The organism is Streptoverticillium olivoreticuli subsp. olivoreticuli (assembly GCF_003391135.1).
Taxonomy (GTDB): Bacteria; Actinomycetota; Actinomycetes; order Streptomycetales; family Streptomycetaceae; genus Streptomyces; species Streptomyces blastmyceticus.
Genome location: NZ_CP031455.1, coordinates 1734475 through 1753011 on the forward strand (window position 1 = coordinate 1734475; position 18537 = coordinate 1753011).

5 protein-coding genes are annotated in these 18537 nt (G+C 72.5%); 4 read left to right on the plus strand and 1 reads right to left on the minus strand.

The features are described from left to right. Window positions 1–47 precede the first annotated feature (47 nt). From DXZ73_RS39355 to DXZ73_RS07385, 4 genes are read left to right on the plus strand one after another with little or no spacing between them, the layout of a single operon-like run. A complete protein-coding gene (locus DXZ73_RS39355; protein ID WP_275898572.1) occupies window positions 48–11087 on the plus strand; it encodes a type I polyketide synthase in 11040 nt (3679 codons plus the stop codon). After that, window positions 11084–11518, plus strand: coding sequence for a nuclear transport factor 2 family protein (locus DXZ73_RS07375; protein ID WP_116210206.1), 435 nt, complete (start codon window positions 11084–11086; stop codon window positions 11516–11518). The genes DXZ73_RS39355 and DXZ73_RS07375 overlap by 4 nt, the downstream gene beginning before the upstream one ends. A 38-nt stretch (window positions 11519–11556) precedes the next feature. Next, the gene (locus DXZ73_RS07380; protein ID WP_116210207.1) at window positions 11557–11994 is read left to right on the plus strand and encodes a nuclear transport factor 2 family protein; all 438 of its coding nucleotides are present in this window, start codon (window positions 11557–11559) and stop codon (window positions 11992–11994) included. Further along, on the plus strand, window positions 11991–13436 hold the full coding sequence (locus DXZ73_RS07385; protein ID WP_116210208.1) for an NAD(P)/FAD-dependent oxidoreductase: 1446 nt from the start codon (window positions 11991–11993) through the stop codon (window positions 13434–13436). Before DXZ73_RS07380 ends, DXZ73_RS07385 begins: the two co-directional genes overlap by 4 nt. A 137-nt stretch (window positions 13437–13573) precedes the next feature. Here the strand turns inward: DXZ73_RS07385 and DXZ73_RS07390 are convergent, their stop codons facing one another. Continuing rightward, window positions 13574–18535, minus strand: coding sequence for a type I polyketide synthase (locus DXZ73_RS07390; RefSeq protein WP_116210209.1), 4962 nt, complete (start codon window positions 18533–18535; stop codon window positions 13574–13576). Window positions 18536–18537 lie beyond the last annotated feature (2 nt).

Consider the following 18537-nt stretch of genomic DNA (forward strand, 5'->3'; position numbering starts at 1 on the left):
CCCCCATGACCTCGATCATCCACGTAGCGCCAAGGAGCCTGGGTTAGATGTCGAACGAGGAGAAGCTTCTCGATCACCTCAAGTGGGTCACCGCGGAGCTGCGCGAGGCCCACCAACGGCTCCGCGACAAGGAATCGGCCGAGCCGGTCGCCATCGTGGGGATGGCCTGCCGCTATCCCGGTGGCACTCGGTCCGCCGAGGATCTTTGGCGTCTCGTACGCGATGGGGGCGACGCCGTCTCGGCGTTCCCCGACGACCGGGGCTGGGACCTGGAGGCGCTTTACCACCCGGATCCCGAGCACCCGGGCACCAGTTATGTGCGGGACGGCGCCTTCCTTTACGACGCGGGCGACTTCGACGCCGAGTTCTTCGGCATCAGCCCGCGCGAAGCGGTGGCGATGGACCCGCAGCAGCGGCTGCTCCTGGAGACCGCCTGGGAGGCCGTCGAGCACGCGGGGCTGAGCCCGCGGGCGTTGCAGGACAGCGACACCGGCGTCTACACCGGGGTGAGCGCCCACGACTACCTGACGCTGATCAGCCAGACGGCCAGCGAGGTGGAGGGGTACATCGGCACCGGCAACCTCGGCAGTGTGGTGTCGGGCAGGATCTCCTACACCCTGGGGCTCGAAGGCCCGGCGGTGACGGTCGACACCGCGTGCTCGTCGTCGCTGGTCGCGATCCACCTGGCGGCCCAGGCGCTGAGGCAGGGCGAGTGCTCGCTCGCCCTCGCCGGCGGCTCCACCGTCATGGCGACGCCCGGCTCGTTCACGGAGTTCTCGCGGCAGCGCGGGCTCGCACCCGACGGGCGGTGCAAGCCGTTCGCGGCCGCCGCCGACGGCACCGGCTGGGGCGAGGGCGCCGGTATGGTGGCGCTCGAACTGCTCTCGGAAGCGCGGCGTCGTGGGCACAGGGTCCTTGCGGTGATCAGGGGTTCGGCCGTCAACCAGGACGGCACCAGCAATGGGCTCGCCGCCCCCAACGGGCCCTCGCAGGAGCGGGTCATCCGCGCCGCCCTCGCCAACGCGCGCCTCTCCGCCGAGGACGTCGACGTGGTGGAGGCACACGGCACCGGCACCACACTCGGCGACCCCATCGAGGCCGGGGCACTCCTCGCCACATACGGCAAGGACCGGCCCGAGGACCGGCCGCTGTGGCTCGGATCGGTGAAGTCCAACATCGGCCATACGCAGGCGGCCGCCGGTGTCGCCGGAGTGATCAAGATGGTCATGGCCATGCGCAACGGCCTCCTGCCCGCCTCGCTGCACATCGACGCGCCGTCACCACACGTCCAGTGGGAGCAGGGCGGCGTACGGCTGCTCACCGAGCCGGTCGAGTGGCCGGCGGAGCGTACCCGCCGGGCGGGCATCTCGGCGTTCGGGATTTCGGGCACGAACGCGCATCTGATCCTGGAGGAGGCACCGGAGGAGAAGCGGCCGGAGGCGGTGGGCCCCGCACCCGAGCCCGCGGCGGGTGCGGTGGTGCCGTGGCTCGTCTCCGGTCGGACCGGGAATGCGCTGCGCGAACAGGCCCGCAGACTGAGTGGGTTCGCAGCCGGGGATACGGATGCCTCCACAGCCGAGGTGGGCTGGTCACTGGCCACGTCACGCTCGGTGTTCGAACACCGGGCCGTGGTCGTGAGCCATGACCGTGCCCAGGCCGTCGCCGGGCTGCAGGCACTGGCGTCGGGCGAGGCTTCGCCGGATGTGGTGTCCGGGGTGGCCGGTGACACGGGTCCGGGCCCGGTGTTGGTGTTCCCGGGACAGGGGTCGCAGTGGGCGGGCATGGGTGCCCAACTGCTCGATGAATCACCGGTGTTCGCTGCCCGGATCGCCGAGTGCGAGCAGGCTCTTTCCCCCTACGTCGACTGGTCCCTGACAGAAGTGCTGCGCGGGGACGGCAGTGAACTGTCGCGGGTGGAGGTCGTCCAGCCCGTCCTGTGGGCGGTGATGGTCTCCCTTGCCGCCGTATGGGCCGACTACGGCATCACCCCCGCCGCCGTGGTCGGCCACTCACAGGGCGAAATGGCCGCCGCCTGCGTCGCCGGAGCCCTGTCCCTGGAGGACGCGGCACGGATCGTCGCCGTACGCAGCGACGCCCTCCGACAGCTCGCCGGACACGGCGCCATGGCCTCCCTCGGAACCAGCGCCGAGCAGGCCACCGAGCTCATCGACAACCGGCCAGGAGTGGGCATCGCCGGCATCAACAGCCCCGCATCGACGGTGATTTCCGGCCCGCCCGAGCAGGTCGCCGCAGTGGTCACGGACGCCGAGGCACGCGGGCTTCGCGCCCGCGTCATCGACGTGGACTACGCCTCCCACGGACCCCAGGTCGACGAGATCACCGACCAGCTCACCGAGCGACTCAGCGGTATCCAGCCGGTGGACACCGACGTGGCGTTCTACTCCACCGTCACCGCCGGGCGCCTGGAGACCACCGGCCTGGACACGGGTTACTGGGTGACGAATCTGCGTCAGCCGGTCCGCTTCGCCGACACCATCGAAACCCTCCTCGCCGACGGCTACCGCATCTTCATCGAGGCCAGCCCCCACCCCGTCCTCAACCTCGGCATACAAGAAACCATCGACCAGTCCGGCACCACAGCCACCACCATCCCCACCCTCCGACGAGACCACGGCAACCACACCCAACTCACCCACTCCGCCGCCCAGGCCTACACCGCCGGAGCGGAAGTAAACTGGCAGCGCTGGTTCCCCACCGAACCCACCCCCCACACCATCGACCTCCCCACCTACGCCTTCCAACACCAGCACTACTGGGTGGAGCCGCCCGCGGCGGCGCCCACGACGGGCGGTGGCCACGATCCGGTCGAGGCCCAGGTGTGGCAAGCGATCGAGGACTTGGACATCGAGGCGCTCGCCAGCAGTCTGGAGATCGAGGGCCAGTCGGAGACGATCGGTGCGCTGGAGCCCGCGCTGCCGGCCCTGTCGGCCTGGCGGCGGAGACACCGGGAGCAGATCACGATCGACTCCTGGCGCTACCACGTCACGTGGAAGCACCTGGCCGACGCGGCGGCACCGGAGCTGAGCGGGACCTGGCTCCTGCTCGTTCCCGCCGCACACGCCGATCACCCCGCCGTCCTCGCGACCGCGCAGACACTGACCGCCCATGGCGCCGAGGCGCGGCGTCACGTGGTCGATGCACGTGCCGTGGAACGTGAGGGGTTCGCCCAGGAGCTGCGCGCGCTGATGGATGGAGACTCATACGCCGGGATCGTCAATCTGTTGGCGCTGGACGAGGAACCACACCCCCAGCACCCAGCAGTACCCGCCGGACTCGCCGCAACCACCACACTCATCCAGGCCCTCACCACCAACGGAACCACAACCCCCCTCCACACCCTCACCCAAGGCGCCGTCTCCACCAGCACCACCGACCCCCTCACACACCCCGTCCAAGCCCACATCTGGGGCCTGGGACGCGTCGCCGCACTCGAACACCCCCACCTATGGGCCGGCCTCACCGACCTCCCCACCCACATCGACCACCACACCCTCACCCGCCTCGCCACCACCCTCACCACCCCACACCACGAAGACCAAACCGCCATCCGCCCCACCGGCACCCACGCCCGCCGCCTCACCCACGCACCAACCACCACCACCCCAACCCACAACAACACCCACTGGCAACCCACAGGCACCACCCTCATCACCGGCGGCACCGGCGGCATCGGCGCCGTCCTCGCCCGCTGGCTCGCCCACCAAGGCGCACCCCACCTCCACCTCACCAGCCGACGCGGACCACACGCACCCGGCGCCCAGGAACTCACCGACGAACTCACCCAACTCGGCACCACCATCACCATCACCGCCTGCGACGTCAGCAACCCACACCAACTCCAGAACCTCCTCGACAACATCCCCGACCAACACCCCCTCACCACCGTCATCCACGCCGCGGGAGTGCCGAACTACATCGCGCTGAACGACCTCTCGGCGCCGGAGCTGGACGCAGTGCTTCAGCCGAAGGCGCGTGCCGCTCTCAATCTGCATGAGATGACGCGGGATTCGGACCTCACGGCCTTCGTGATGTTCTCCTCCGGCGCCGGAGTATGGGGCAGCGGCCAGCAGGGCGCCTACGGCGCGGCCAACCACTTCCTCGACGCCCTCGCCGAACACCGCCGCTCCCAAGGGCTCCCCGCCACCTCCATCGCCTGGGGACCCTGGGCCGAAGCCGGGATGGCGGCCGATGAGGCCGCTCTGGCCTTCTTCAGCCGTTTCGGTCTGCACCCGCTCAGCCCTGAGCTGTGCGTCAAGGCGCTGCACCAGGCGCTGAGTTCGGGTGAGACCACGCTGACCGTGGCGAACTTCGACTGGTCCCGGTTCACCCCGACATTCACCGCGCAGCGGCCCAGTCCACTGCTCGGGGACCTGCCCGAGAACCGGCGGGTGAATGCCCCGGTGCCGCAGGAGGCCGTGGAGGGGACGTCGCTGCACCAGGAGCTGACCGGGGCGAAGCCCGCTCAGCAGCGACAGTTGCTGCTGCAGCACGTGCGCTCCCAGGCGGCGGCGACGCTGGGGCACTCGGATGTCGACGCCGTGCCGGCGGCGAAGCCGTTCCAGGAGCTCGGCTTCGACTCCCTGACCGCGGTGGAGCTGCGGAACAGGCTCAACAAGAGCACGGGCCTCACCCTGCCGACCACGGTGGTCTTCGACCACCCCACGCCCGAGGCCCTCACGGACGTCCTCCAGGCCGAGCTGTCCGGTGGGGCGACACCCGCCGACGCGGTGCCGGTGGCCACCGCTGCCGCCGGAGACGAGCCGATCGCGATCGTCGGCATGGCCTGCCGGTACCCGGGCGGCGTGCGCTCCGCCGAGGAGCTGTGGGACCTGGTCATGGCCCGCAGGGACGCCATGGGCGACTTCCCCGACGACCGGGGCTGGGACCTGGAGGCGCTGTACGACCCGGATCCGGAGAGCCGCGGGACGAGCTATGTGCGCGAGGGTGGATTCCTTTACGACGCGGGGGACTTCGACGCCGCGTTCTTCGGCATCAGCCCGCGCGAGGCCATCGCCATGGACCCGCAGCAGCGGCTGCTCCTGGAGACCGCCTGGGAGGCGTTCGAACACGCGGGCATCAACCGCGAGGCCCTCAAGGGCAGCAACGCCGGGGTGTTCACCGGCCTGACCATCTTCGACTACCTGGCGCTCGTCGGTGAGCGCCCCACCGAGGTGGAGGGGTACATCGGCACCGGCAACCTCGGCTGTGTCGCCTCGGGCCGCGTGTCGTACGTACTGGGTCTCGAAGGCCCGGCGATGACGCTCGACACCGGGTGCTCGTCGTCCCTCGTGGCGATCCACCAGGCGGCCAACGCGTTGCGCCAGGGCGAGTGCTCACTGGCGCTCGCCGGTGGCGCGACGGTGATGGCGACGCCGGGTGCGTTCGTGGAGTTCTCCCTGCAGCGGGGCCTCGCCTCGGACGGGCGGTGCAAGCCGTTCGCCGCCGCGGCCGACGGCACCGGCTGGGCCGAGGGTGTCGGTCTCGTGGTCCTGGAGCGGCTCTCCGAGGCGCGGCGCAACGGCCACAAGATCCTCGCCGTCATTCGCGGTTCTGCCGTCAACCAGGACGGCACGAGCAACGGCCTCACGGCGCCCAACGGGCAGGCGCAGCAGCGGGTGATCCGGCAGGCCCTCGCCAACGCCCGGCTTTCCGCCGAGGACGTCGACGTGGTGGAGGCACACGGCACCGGCACCACACTCGGCGACCCCATCGAGGCCGGGGCACTCCTCGCCACATACGGCAAGGACCGGCCCGAGGACCGGCCGCTGTGGCTCGGATCGATCAAGTCGAACATCGGCCACGCCCAGGCGTCGGCCGGTGTCGCCGGTGTGATCAAGATGGTGAAGGCCCTGGAGCACGAGCAGCTGCCCGCCTCGATCCACATCGACGCGCCCACGCCGCACGTGAACTGGGACGGCGGCGGAGTGCGGCTCCTCGCCGAGCCGGTGAAGTGGTCGCGTGGCGAACGCCCGCGCCGGGCCGGGGTGTCCGCCTTCGGCATCTCGGGGACGAACGCGCACGTGATCCTGGAGCAGGCCCCGGACGTACCGGAGCCGGTGGGCGCGCCCTCGTCCGACTCTCCGGCCGGGGTGGTGCCGTGGGTCGTCTCGGCGCGTGACGAGAAGGCGCTGCGGGCGCAGGCCGGTGTCCTTGCCGCCCGGCTGGCCACCGATCCCCGGCCGGCGTCACCCGTCGATGTGGGGTGGTCGCTGGTCAAGAGCCGGTCGGTGTTCGAGCACCGGGCGGTCGTCCTCGGGCAGGACCGGGAGGCGCTGACTGCCGGGCTGGGGGCGTTGGCGTCGGGTGAGGCGTCGCCGGATGTGGTGTCCGGGGTGGCCGGTTCCTCCGGTGCCGGTCCCGTGCTGGTCTTTCCCGGGCAGGGGTCGCAGTGGGCGGGCATGGGTGCCCAACTGCTCGATGAGTCACCGGTGTTCGCTGCCCGTATTGCCGAGTGTGAGCAGGCTCTTTCCCCCTACGTCGGCTGGTCGCTGACGGAGGTGCTGCGCGGGGACGGCGGTGAGCTGTCGCGGGTGGAGGTGGTCCAGCCTGTTCTGTGGGCGGTGATGGTCTCCCTTGCCGCCGTGTGGGCCGACTACGGCATCACCCCCGCCGCCGTGGTCGGCCACTCACAGGGCGAGATGGCCGCCGCGTGCGTGGCCGGGGCCCTGTCGCTGGAGGATGCGGCGCGGATCGTCGCCGTACGCAGCGACGCCCTCCGGCAGCTCGCCGGACACGGCGCCATGGCCTCCCTCGGAACCAGCGCCGAGCAGGCCGCCGAGTTGATCGGTGACCGGCCGGACGTGGGAGTGGCCGCCATCAACGGCCCCTCCTCCACCGTGATCTCAGGCTCGCCCGAGCACGTCGCCGCGGTCGTCGCCGACGCCGCGGCACGCGGCCTTCGCGCCCGCGTCATCGACGTGGACTACGCCTCCCACTCACCCCAGGTCGACGAGATCACCGACCAACTCACCGAGCGCCTGACCGGCATCCGGCCAATGAACACCGACATCGCGTTCTACTCCACCGTCACCGCCGGAAACCTCGACGACACCAGCACCCTCGACACCGACTACTGGATCACCAACCTGCGCCACCCCGTCCGCTTCGCCGACACCATCAAAGCCCTGCTCACCGACGGCTACCGCATCTTCATCGAAGCCGCCCCCCACCCCGTCCTCAACCTCGGCATGGAGGAAACCATCGAGCAGGCGGACATACCCGCCACCGTGATACCCACCCTGCGCCGCGACCACGGCGACACCACCCAGCTCACCCACGCCGCCGCCCAGGCCCACACCGCCGGAGCGGACGTCGACTGGACGGGCTGGTTCCCGGCCGTTCCGCTGCCCCGGGTGGTGGATCTGCCGACGTACGCCTTCCAGCGGGAGCGGTACTGGCTGGAGGGGCGCCGGGGTCTCGCCGGGGACCCGTCGGGGCTCGGGCTCGCCTCGGCGGGGCATCCGCTGCTCGGGGCCTCCGTGGGGCTCGCCGACGGCGGCAGCCATTTGCTGACCGGCCGGATCTCGCCGCGGGACCAGGCGTGGCTGGCCGAGCACCGGGTCATGGACACCGTGCTGCTGCCCGGTTCGGCCTTCGTGGAGCTCGCCCTGCAGGCCGCCGTGCGCACCGGCTGCGAGGAGTTGGCGGAGCTCGCGCTGCACACGCCGCTCGCCTTCGGGGACGGGGGCGCGGTCGACCTGCAGGTGTCGGTCGGCGCCGTCGACGGGGACGGACGGCGCGCCGTGTCCGTCCACTCCCGGCCCACGAGCGACGGCGAGGAGGAGGCCGCGTGGACCAAGCACGCCGCGGGTGTGCTCGCTCCCGCCGGCCCGGACGCGTCGGACGCGGCCCTCGGCGGGGCCTGGCCGCCGCCCGGCGCCACGCCGGTCTCCAGCCGTGATCCCTACGGCGACCTCGCCTCGTACGGCTATGAATTCGGGCCCGCGTCGCAGGGGCTCGTGGCCGCCTGGAAACAGGGCGAGGACATCTTCGCCGAGGTGGCACTGCCCGAGACGGAGAGCGGCGGGGCCGGGCGGTACCAAGTGCATCCGGTGCTGCTCGACTCCGCGTTGCACGCGCTGATCCTGGACGCGGTCACATCGTCCGCGGACACGGACCAGGTGCTCCTTCCGTTCTCCTGGAGCGGGCTGCGGGTGCACGCGGCGGGCGCGGACGCTCTGCGGATCCGTATCGCCCGTACGGCACCGGACCAGCTGTCCCTGACGGCCGTGGACACCGGCGGCGCGCCGGTCCTGACGCTGGATGCGCTCACGGTGCGGCCCGTGGCGGCTCACCGGATCGCGGGTGCACGGGCCGTGGACCGCGACGCGCTGTTCCGGCTCGACTGGCCGCAGCTCGACCGGGCGCGGGCGGGCGCGGAGGGCGGCGGCGGTTCCGTGCGGCCCGCTCTTGTCGCGCCGGCCGGGGACCCGCTGGCCGCGGACCTCGCCGGTGTGCTGCCCGGGACTCCCGTGCGGGACACCTTCGGCGCGCTGCGGGCGGAGGTGGCCGAAGGGGCCGAGGCGCCCGATGTCGTACTCGCCGTGTGTGTCACGCCCGAGGAAGGTGCGTACGACGCGGCCGAGTACGCACGGCTGGGTTCCGTCGCGCTGCTGTCCCTGCTCAAGGAGTGGGTCACCGACTCCGCGTTCGAGGCGAGCCGCCTGGTCGTCGTCACCCAAGGTGCGGTCGCCGCCCTCCCGGGCGAGGGGGTCGGCGATCTGCCCGGCGCGTCGCTGTGGGGTCTGGTGCGCAGCGCGCAGACCGAGAACCCTGGCCGCCTGACGCTGCTCGACATCGACGACCTGGCTGCATCCCTTGAGGCGGTGCCGGACGCGCTGGCGTCCGGTGAGCCGGAACTGGCGCTGCGCGACGGGCGGATGCACGTGCCGCGGCTCGTACGTGACGACGCCTCCGGGCGCCTCGCGCCGCCGGTCGGTTCCGCCATGTGGCGGCTGGCGGCGGGGGACGGGGGGCGGCCGGCCCTCGTCGACGCCCCCGAGGCCGGTCGGGACCTGGCGGCGCACGAGGTGCGGGTGGCCCTGCGCGCGGCCGCGCCGGACCCGGCCGCGCTCGCCGCTCCCACGCCCGCGGTCGAGGGTGCCGGTGTGGTGACGGAGGTGGGCGCCGCGGTCGGCGCCGTGGCGGTGGGCGACCGGGTGCTCGGGCTGTTCGAGGCGGTGGGGCCGGTGGCCGTCGCCGAGGAGCGGCTGCTCGCACCGGTGCCGTCCGGCTGGAGCTGGACGCAGGCGGCCGGATCCGTGGGCGCCTTCGTGGCCGCGTACCACGCGCTGTCGGACGTGGCGGCGCTGCGCGACGGTGCGCCGCTCCTCGTCGAGGAGGAGACGGGCGCCGTCGGGTGGGCCGCGCTGCAGCTGGCCCGGCACTGGCAGGTGGACGCCGGCGGCGGTGCGCTCGCGCGCGGGAGGGGCCGTGAGCACTCCCCCGCCGTGGTCCTGGCGGTCCAGGACGGTGCGCTGGTGGTCCGGCGGGAGGGCGGCGCGGACCGGATCGTCGAGCCCGCCACGCCCGACCGCGTACGTGACGTGCTCGCCGCATGGGCGGAGCTGGGTGCGCGAGGTCTCCTGGAGCCTCTCGGCGTCAGCGTGTGGGACATCCGGCGGGCGCCCGAGGCGCTGGGCGCCCCGTCCCCCGGGACACACCCGCCGGTGTTCACGCTGCCCGTCGCGTTCGACCCCGACGGCACCGTTCTGATCACCGGTGGCACCGGCGCCCTGGGCTCCTTGACGGCCCGTCATCTCGTCGGTCGCCATGGGGCGCGGAATCTGCTCCTGTCCAGCAGGCGTGGCGCCGAGGCGCCCGGTGCGCTGGAGCTCGCGGCCGAACTGGCCGCGCTGGGCGCGCACATCACCTTCGCCGCCTGCGACCCGGGCGACCGGGACGCGGCCGCGGACCTGCTGGCGTCGGTGCCGGAGGCGCATCCGCTGACCGCTGTCTTCCACTGCGCGGGCACCGTGAGCGACGCGGTGGTCCAGAACCTCACGGCCGACCAGGTCGAGGAGGTGATGCGGGTGAAGGCGGACGCGGCCTGGAACCTGCACGAGCTGACCGCGGACGCGGACCTGTCGGCGTTCGTCCTCTACTCCTCGGTGGCCGGGCTGCTCGGCGGCGCCGGGCAGGCCGGTTACACGGCCGCCAACGCCTTCCTCGACGGGCTGGCCCGGCACCGCCAGGGCAGCGGGGCCGCCGCGCTTTCCCTGGCCTGGGGCTACTGGCAGTTGACGGACGGGATGTCGGGGCGCCTGAGCGACGCCGACCGGGCGCGGCACGCCGCCGCCGGTGTGGTCGGGCTCGACGCCGACGAGGGCCTCGCCCTTCTGGACGCCGCGTGGAGCAGCGGTCTGCCGCTGCTCGCGCCGGTCCGCCTGGACCTGGCCCGGATGCGCAGGCAGGCGCGGAGTCACTCCGCCGCCCCGACGCTGCTGCGGGATCTGGTGCGGGGCGGCGCGGGCAAGGCCGCCGGCGGCTCGGTGGGGGCGTCCGCGCTCCGCAAGTCGCTGGGCGCGCTGCCCGCGGCGGAGCGGGAGCGGGCGCTGCTCGACCTGGTGTGCTCGCACGTCGCGGCGGTCCTCGGGTACGACGCGGCCACGCCCGTCAATGCCGCGCAGGGGCTGCGGGAGCTGGGCTTCGACTCCCTGACCGCCGTGGAGCTGCGCAACCGGCTCTCCGCGGCCACCGGCCTGAAGCTGCCCGCGACATTCGTCTTCGACCACCCGGATCCGACGGCGCTCGCCCACCGGTTGGGGCTGGAACTGGCGCCCCAGGAGGCGGATCCGCTCGCGGGTGTCCTGGAGGAGTTCGAGCGCCTGGAGTCGACGCTGCTCGCGGTCTCCTCGCGGGACGGCACGGCACGGTCCGAGCTGGCCGGGCGGCTGCGCGCCACGCTGTCCCGCCTCGACGTGCCGGACGGCGCGGCCGAGGACGCCGCGGTGACCGCCCGCATCCAGGACGCGTCGATCGACGAGATCTTCGCGTTCATCGACCGGGATCTCGGCAAGGACACCGGCGACGGACGCAACGGCCAGGCAGTGGAAGGACAGCGATGAACGAGTTCACCCGCAAACGGCGTGCCCTCGAGCACAGCCGCCGGATCAACGCCGGGGACGTCGACGCGGTCGTCGAGCTGTACGCGCCCGACGCGGTCCTGGAGGACCCGGTCGGCCTGCCGCCGATCAGCGGGCACGAGGCTCTGCGCGCGCACTACGGGAGCCTGCTCGCCGCCCACGTCCGGGAGGAGGCGGCCGAGCCGGTCGCCGGACAGGACGGCACCCACGTACTGCTGCAGGTCACCTCGGTCATGGACTATCTGCCCGCGGGCCCGCTCCACGCCGAGCGGGGCCGGCTCAAGGCCCCCGACGATCCACGGACGGCCCGCCTTCGGCGCACGGCCATGCTCGTGATGCGGCTGGACGAGGCCGGCCTCATCCGGCACGTGAAGTCCTACTGGGGCACATCCGATCTCACGGTCCTCGACTGACCGGCGGCTCAGGCCCGCCCATCCATCCTGGAGGTGTTATGCCCGACGAGGCCGCGCGCAAGAAGATGGCACTCGACTACGCCCAGCGGATCAACGCCGGCGACATCGAAGGCGTCCTCGACCTGTTCGCGGACGACATCGTCTTCGAGGACCCGGTGGGACGGCCGCCGATGGTGGGCAAGGACGATCTGCGCAGGCATCTCGAACTGGCGGTCTCCTGCGGGACGTACGAGGTTCCCGATCCGCCGATGACTTCGATGGACGACCGCTTCGTCGTGACGCCGACGACCGTCACCGTGCAGAGGCCACGGCCGATGACCTTCCGCATCGTCGGCATCGTCGAGCTCGACGAGAACGGGCTCGGCCGCCGGGTCCAGGCGTTCTGGGGGGTGACGGACGTGACCATGGACGAGCCCGGCACGACCGGCACGGCGGCCGTCACCGACACCACCCACCCCGAAGGGACCCGCGCGTGACCATCACCCGCCCCGCACACGTCGTCGTTCTGGGCGCCAGCATGGCAGGGACCCTCGCGGCCCATGTCCTGGCCCGCCACGCCGGCACCGTCACCGTCGTGGAGCGCGACGCCCTGCCGGAAGAACCCCGGCACCGCAAGGGAGTTCCCCAAGGGCGCCACGCCCATCTGCTGTGGTCCAACGGCGCCCGTCTCATCGAGGACCTGCTGCCCGGCACCACCGACCGCCTCCTCGCGGCGGGCGCCCGCCGACTCGGCTTCCCCGAGGATCTGGTGACCCTCACCGGGCAGGGCTGGCAGCACCGCTTCCCCGCCACCCAGTTCGCCCTCCTCGCCAGCCGCCCGCTGCTCGACCTGACCGTCCGGCAGCAGGCCCTGACGGCGGAGAACGTCACCGTCCTGCAGCGCACCGAGGCCGTGGAGCTGACCGGCAGCGCCGGCCGGGTCACCGGCGTCGTCGTACGCGACCTCGGAAGCGGGCGACGGACACCGCTCGACGCCGACTTGGTGATCGACGCCACCGGGCGCGGCTCCCGGCTCAAGCAGTGGCTGTCGGCGCTGGGCGTGCCCGCGCTCGAAGAGGACGTCGTGGACGCGGGTGTCGCCTACGCGACGCGGTTCTTCCAGGCCCCGCCCGGGGCGACGACCCGCTTCCCCGCCGTGAACATCGCCGCCGACGACAGCCTCCGCGAGCCCGGCCGCTTCGGCGTGGTCTATCCCATCGAGGGCGACCGCTGGATCGTGACGCTCTCCTGCACCCGCGGCGCCCGGCTGCCCTCCGACGAGGACGAGTTCCTGCCGTTCGCGAAGGATCTGGCCCATCCGCTCATCGCCGAGCTGCTGCGGGACGCCGAGCCGCTCACGCCCGTCCACGGCTCCCGTTCCGGCGCCAACCGGCGCCTGTATCCCGAGCGGCTCGAACAGTGGCCCGACGGGCTGCTCGTCGTCGGCGACTCCCTGACCGCCTTCAATCCGATCTACGGCCACGGCATGAGCTCGGCCGCGCGCTGCGCCGTCACGCTCGACCGGGAGCTCGCGCGGGGCGGACCATCGGAGGCGGGGGCCGGGCGGCTCGTCCAGAAGGCGATCGGCGCGGCCGTCGACGACCCGTGGATCCTGGCCGCGTCCAAGGACATCGACTACATCAACTGCCGTGTGGACGCGACGGATCCACGGCTCGTCGGTGTCGACACGGAGCAGCGCCTGCGGTTCGCCGACGCCATCACCGCCGCGTCGATCCGCATTCCGGAGGCGTCCGAGATCGTCACGGACGTCATGAGCCTGAACTCCCCGCAGTCCGAGCTGGGTTCCAACCGCTTCCTGCTGGCGATGCGCTCCAGCGAACGCCGCCCGGAGCTGACCGCTCCCCCGCTGAGCCCGGACGAGCTGGCGGTGGTGAACCTGGACGCCGCGCGGATCGCTCCGGCGGCTGTGCGCTCCTGACCGGCACGTCCTTCCGCACGGACGGCGGCCCGCATCGGATGTGATGCGGGCCGCCGTCCGTGTGTGAGCGGGCGTGCACTTCAGGGGTACCGTCACTCACCCGCCGGGCCGGGCGGCGGGCGGCCGGGCCGGGCGGCTCACCGGCTGCCCCACTCGCGGTCGATCAGCGCGAACATGTCGTCGGCGCTCGCCCCGGACAGGTCCTGCTGCCCGCCCTGCGCTTCCTCCTCGTCCACCGCGTCCGGGCCCGCGGTGCCGAGGTGCTTCCACAGCAGGGCCTGCAGCCGCCGTACGAGGCCCCGGCGGCGCGGGTCGTCCGCCGCGAGGCCCGCCAACACCGCGTCCAGGTCGTCGAGGTGCGCGGCCACCGGCAGCTCCGCCGCACCCCCGTCGGGCAGTATCCGTTCCAGCAGGTGCTCGGCGAGGGCGCGCGGCGTCGGGTAGTCGTAGACGAGCGTGGCAGGCAGCCGGAGCCCGGTGGCGGCGCGCAACCGGTTGCGCAGTTCGACCACCACGAGGGAGTCGAAGCCCAGGTCCTTGAAGGCCCGTTCCGGCTCCACGTCCTGCCCGGGCTCGTAGCGCAGCACGGCCGCCACCTGTGTACGGACCACCTTCAGCAGCGAGCCGAGCCGCTCACGCCCGGGCAGGGCGGACAGGTCGCGGCGCAGTGCCGAGACGTCCGCCCCCTCCACATCATCTGACGCAGCGTCAAGGATTCGCAGGGCCGCGGGAACACCGTCGAGGAGGCGGGTGGGGCGGGCCAGCGTGAACAGCGGCGCGAAGCGTTCCCACTCGATGTCGGCGACCAGCACGTGTCCGTCGCCTCCGTCGAGCACCGAATGCAGGGCACCGAGCGCCAGTTGTGGCTCCAGCGGCAACATCCCCTGCCGCCTCGACAGGCCGGTGTGCCGCAGCGCCAGGTCCCCGTCGTCCGGCAGATCCCAGATGCCCCAGCCCACCGAGACCGTACGGGGGCCCTCAGGCCTGCGCTGTTGCGCCAGCGCGTCGAGGTAGGCGTTGGCGGCCGCGTGGGCGCCGTGCTCCCTGCTGCCGAGCGCGGCCGCCACGGACGAGAAGAACAGCACGGTCTCCACCGTGCCGGCACCGACCGGTTCGCCCAGGTCCACGGCGGCGGAGAGGGCCGCGGCGAGCTCGTCGGGCGTGACCTCCGCCAGCGGGGCCGGCCGACCGGGCAGGGAGGTGTGGATGACCGTCCGTATCCGTACGTCCGTCAGCTCCCCGAGTGCCCGCGCCACCGCCTCCCGGTCTCCTGGCGCACACGCCACCACCGTCACCTCAGTGCCGTGCTGCGCCGCTTCGGCGGCGAGCCCGGCCTCCTGACGACTGCCGGTTCCGTCCGTGTCCAGGAGTACGACGTGCTCGGCACCGCACGCGGCCAGCCACCGCACGACGTGGTCCGCCAGATGCCCGACGCCACCCGTCACGAGCACGGCGCCGTACGGCCGCCGGCTCTCCCCGATGCCATCGTCGGGTGCCGCGTCGGGCACCAGGCGGCGGCCGAGGACCCCGGTCGGGCGCAGCGCGACCTGGTCCTCGGCACCGTCCCCGCACAGCACCGCGTGCAGCGGTGCCGCCGCGAGGTCCGCCGGATCGGCGGGCAGGTCCACCAGGCCGCCCCACAGCTCCGGATGCTCCAGGGCGGCGACCCGGCCGAGGCCCCAGATCGCCGCTTGCCCCGGGGAGGTGACCGGGTCGGTGCCGCCGCACGAGACGGCGCCGCGGGTGGCGCACCACAGGGGTGCGTCAAGGCCGGCGTCCAGCAGGGCCTGGAAAAGCGCCAGGGTGTCGGTCAGACCGTCGGTGCTCCGAGAGGCGTCCGACTGCTCGCCGAGGGCCAGCAGGGACAGGACTCCGGCGGGCGGCGTGCCGTCCGGGTGCCCGGCCCGGTGGGAGCGGAGCAGGTCGGCCAGGTCCGCCCGGCTCGGGTTCGGACCGGCTTCGACGAGCGCCACCGGGACTCCGGACCGCTCCAGCGCGCTGACGCACGCCTGGGTCCAGGCCCCGGCCCCCTGCGCGGGCACCACGATCAGCCAGGCACCCGTTCCGGCAGCGGAAGCGTCCGGGGCGGCGGGGGCGAGGAGGGTCGCGCGCCGCCAGTCGACGCGGTAGCGCCAGGAGTCGACGACGGACCGCACGCGCCGCTCGCGCCGCCACTCGGACAGGGCCGGGAACACCGTCTCCAGGGCCGACCTGCGCGCGTCGTCCTTGAGGTGCAGGGTGTCGCAGAGCGCCTGGACGTCCTCGCCCTCCACGGCCGCCCAGAACCCGGCCTCTCCGCCGTCCGCCTGTTGCGCGGCCTCGGGCACCAGGCTGTCCGCCAGCCAGAACCGCCGCCCCTGGAAGGCGTACGTGGGCAGGTCGACGGTACGGGGAGTGGGTTCGGCCGGGAACCAGCCGGACCAGTCCACGGCGATCCCTGCCGCGTGCAGGCGGGCCACGGCTTGCGTGAAGGCCACGTCGTCCGTCTGCGTGGGGTGGAGCGAGGCCGTGACGACCGGTTCGGGTGCGTCCGCCTCGGCCATGTCGTCGAGGGTGTGCTGGGCGGCGGTGGTCAGGACCGGGGCGGGACCGAGCTCCACGAAGACCCCGGCGCGCTCGGCGACGTGGGCGATGGCGGGCTGGAAGAGAACAGGCCGCCGCACGTGCCGGGCCCAGTACTCCGGGGTCGCGATCTCCTCACCCGCGGGCCGTCCGGAGACATTGCTGATCAGCGGGATCACGGGCTCCTTGAACTCCACCTCACGGATCGCCTCGGTGAAGTCCTCCAGCATCGGCTCCATCAGCCCGGAATGGAAAGCATGACTGACCGAGAGCGCCTTCGTCTTGCGCCCCCGCTCCGACCAGAGCTTGGCGATCCGCTCCACCTCACCGGCCGGTCCCGAGATCACGGTGGAATCAGGGGTGTTGAGCGCCGCCACACCGACGGCACAACCCTCCAAGTCAGCAGCCAGCTCAACAGGCGTCGCCTGCACCGCACACATCGCACCACCCTCGGGCAACGCACCCATCAACCGGGCACGCGCACCCACCACCCGACACGCACCCGCCAGATCAAAAACCCCCGCCACATACGCGGCCGCGATCTCCCCCACCGAATGCCCGATCACCACATCAGGGCGCACCCCGACCGACTCCCAGAGCCGGGCCAGGCCCACCTGCAACGCGAACAACCCCGACTGCGCCCACACCGTGTGATCCAACCGCTCCTTCGGACCGCGGAAGACCACCTCCTTCGGCGAAGCCCCCAACTCCCCCTCCAGCAGGGCACACACCTCATCAAACGCCACCGCGAACACCGGAAACCGCTCATACAACCCCGCGCCCATCCCCACCAGCTGACTGCCCTGGCCACTGAACAGCCACACCACATCACCGCTCGCGCGAACCTGCGAGGAGGACGGACCGATCAACGCCGGATGCGTCTCCCCCGCGGCCAACGCCTCAAGCCCCGCCACCAACTCCGCACGCTCCGAAGCCGCCACAACAGCCCGATGCCCGTGCAACGCACGCGTCGCCACCAACGACCGACCCACATCACTCAGCGACACACCGGACACGCCACGGGCGAAGTCGCCCAGGCGACGCGCCTGATCACGCAGAGCCTGCGGACCACGAGCCGAGACCACCCACGGCACCACGGCACCGTCGGAGACTTCGGCGCCTGTCGACCCCGGGGCCTCCTCGTCAGCCGGCTCAGGGGCCTGTTCCAGGATCAGGTGTGCGTTGGTGCCGCTGATGCCGAACGAGGAGATGCCCGCCCGCCGGGGCCGGTCGGCCCGTGGCCACGGCACAGGGTCGGAGAGCAGTCGCACTCCCCCGCCCTCCCAGTCCACGTGGGGCGTGGGCCGGTCGATGTGCAATGAGGCCGGGAGCTCCCCGTGCCGCATCGCCATCACCATCTTGATCACACCGGCGACACCCGCGGCAGCCTGCGTGTGGCCGATGTTCGACTTCACCGAACCCAGCCACAACGGCCGGTCTTCCTCGCGCTCTTTGCCGTACGTGGCGAGAAGCGCCTGCGCTTCGATCGGATCGCCCAACGTCGTACCGGTCCCGTGTGCCTCCACGGCGTCCACGGTGTCCGCGGTGACGCGCGCATTGGTCAGGGCCTGACGGATCACCCGCTCCTGGGCGATGTCGCTGGGGGCGGTCAGGCCGTTGCTCGCGCCGTCCTGGTTGACGGCGGAGCCTCTTACGACGCCGAGCACCTGATGACCGTTGCGGCGCGCGTCGGAGAGGCGTTCCAGCAGGATCAGCCCGACGCCCTCGGAGAAGCCGGTGCCGTCGGCCGCGGCGGCGAACGGTTTGCAGCGGCCGTCCGGGGACAGGCCCCGCTGGCGGGAGAACTCGACGTACGCGGTGGGCGTGGACAGCACGGTCACGCCGCCCGCCAAGGCCAGGTTGCACTCGCCCTGCCGCAGCGCCTGCGCCGCCAAGTGGATCGCGACCAGCGACGCCGAGCACGCCGTGTCGAGTGTCACCGCGGGCCCGGCGAGGCCGAACGTGTAGGCGACGCGGCCGGAGATCACGCTGGCCAGGGTGCCCGTGGTGGCGTATCCCTCCACCTCGGACGGCACCCGGGACCCGGACATGTGGTCATGGCTGGACACCCCCGCGTACACGCCCGTGAGGCTGTCCTTGAGCGTGGTCGGATCGATGCCCGCCCGCTCGAACAGTTCCCAGGACACTTCGAGGAGCACCCGTTGCTGCGGGTCGGCGGCCAGCGCCTCGCGCGGGTTGACACCGAAGAAGTCGGCATCGAAGCGCGTGGCGTCCCGCAGGAAGCCGGCCTCCCGTACATAGCTGGTGCCCGGGTGGTCCGGGTCCGGGTGGTAGAGGCTCCCCACGTCCCAGCCACGATCGGCCGGGAACTCCTCGATGGCGTCGCCGCGCGAGGCGACCAGGTCCCACAGCTCCTCCGGCGACGTCACGCCGCCCGGGTACCGGCAGGCCATCGCGACGATGGCCACCGGTTCCCGCTGTCGCTCCTCCACCTCGCGCAAGCGCTGACGGGTCTGCCCGAGATCCGCCGTCACCCGCTTCAGGTAGTGGCGAAGTTTGTCCTCCGTACCCGGCATGT

Excerpts from the sequence above, each read along its gene's own strand:
- DXZ73_RS39355 (WP_275898572.1), top strand. The coding sequence starts at position 48 with ATGTCGAACGAGGAGAAGCTTCTCGATCACCTCAAGTGGGTCACCGCG.
- DXZ73_RS07375 (WP_116210206.1), top strand. The coding sequence starts at position 11,084 with ATGAACGAGTTCACCCGCAAACGGCGTGCCCTCGAGCACAGCCGCCGG.
- DXZ73_RS07380 (WP_116210207.1), top strand. The coding sequence starts at position 11,557 with ATGCCCGACGAGGCCGCGCGCAAGAAGATGGCACTCGACTACGCCCAG.
- DXZ73_RS07390 (WP_116210209.1), bottom strand. The coding sequence starts at position 18,535 with ATGCCGGGTACGGAGGACAAACTTCGCCACTACCTGAAGCGGGTGACG.